Source organism: Caldimonas tepidiphila (assembly GCF_003569765.1).
In the GTDB taxonomy this organism is placed as follows: domain Bacteria; phylum Pseudomonadota; class Gammaproteobacteria; order Burkholderiales; family Burkholderiaceae_C; genus Caldimonas; species Caldimonas tepidiphila.
In genome coordinates, this window is sequence record NZ_QXMG01000165.1 from 1 (window position 1) to 1,164 (window position 1,164).

General features: G+C 66.5%; 1 protein-coding gene. It reads left to right on the forward strand.

Annotated elements, in window-relative coordinates; genetic code table 11:
- Positions 1–101 precede the first annotated feature (101 nt).
- On the forward strand, positions 102–1,164 hold a 1,063-nt coding region (locus tag D3A59_RS24900), incomplete at its 3' end, for an isocitrate/isopropylmalate dehydrogenase family protein (protein ID WP_157991717.1).

Genomic DNA, 1,164 nt, shown 5'->3' on the forward strand with positions numbered 1-1,164 from the left:
CCTCCGTTTTGTATTTAGTATTGTTTTAGTGCAATCGTCCCTCTACACTGCGAGGCATGGCGTCGGAGATGCCATTGACTCAAACAGCTTGGAGAAGACGCATGAAGATCCTTGTGCTGCCGGGTGACGGCATTGGTCCGGAGATCGTTGCCGCAGCGCTCGATGTGCTGGGCGCGGCCAACGAAGCGTTCAGGCTCGGACTGCAGTTCGACTACGACGACGTGGGCTTCGCAAGCCTCGAGAAGCACGGCACGACGCTGCGCGAGGAAGTGCTCGAGCGCGCACGCGGCTACGACGGCATCATCCTGGGCACACAGTCGCACGCCGACTACCCCGCGCCGGAGAAGGGCGGTCGCAACGTCTCGGCGGGTTTTCGCATCGGCCTGGACCTCTACGCCAACGTGCGCCCGGCGCGCACGCGCCCGTTCCTGGAGTCCAACATGAAGCCGGGCAAGCGCATGGATCTCGTGATCATGCGCGAGGCCACCGAAGGCTTCTACCCGGACCGCAACATGACGCGCGGCTGGGGCGAAGTGATGCCCAGCCCCGACATGGCGCTGTCGACGCGCAAGATCACGCGCCACTGCAGCGAGCGTATCGCGCGCCGCGCCTTCGAGCTGGCGATGAAGCGGCGCAAGAAGGTCACTGCCATCCACAAGGCCAACAGCTTTCACATGACCGACGGGCTGTTCCTGGAGTGCGTGCGCAAGGTGGCCAAGGACTTCCCCGAGGTGCAGCTCGACGACCTGCTGGTCGATGCCTCCACCGCGCACTTGGTGCGCAGCCCCGAGCGCTTCGACGTGCTGGTGGCCACGAACTTCTACGGCGACATCATCTCGGACCTGGCCAGCGAGCTCTCGGGCAGCCTGGGGCTGGCGGGCTCGATGATGGCCAGCGACACGCACTGCTGCGCGCAGGCCCAGCACGGCTCGGCACCCGACATCGCGGGGCGGGACTTGGCCAACCCGGTGTCGATGATCCTGTCGGTGGCGATGCTGGTGCAGTGGATGGGCGAGCACCACGGCAAGCCCGCGCTGTGCGAGGCGGGCGCGGCGATGGAGACGGCGGTAGACCGCGTGCTGGAGAACCCGGCCATGCGCACCGCCGACCTCGGCGGCTCCCTCGGCTGCAAGGCCTTCGGCCAAGCCGTCGCCCTCGCGCTCA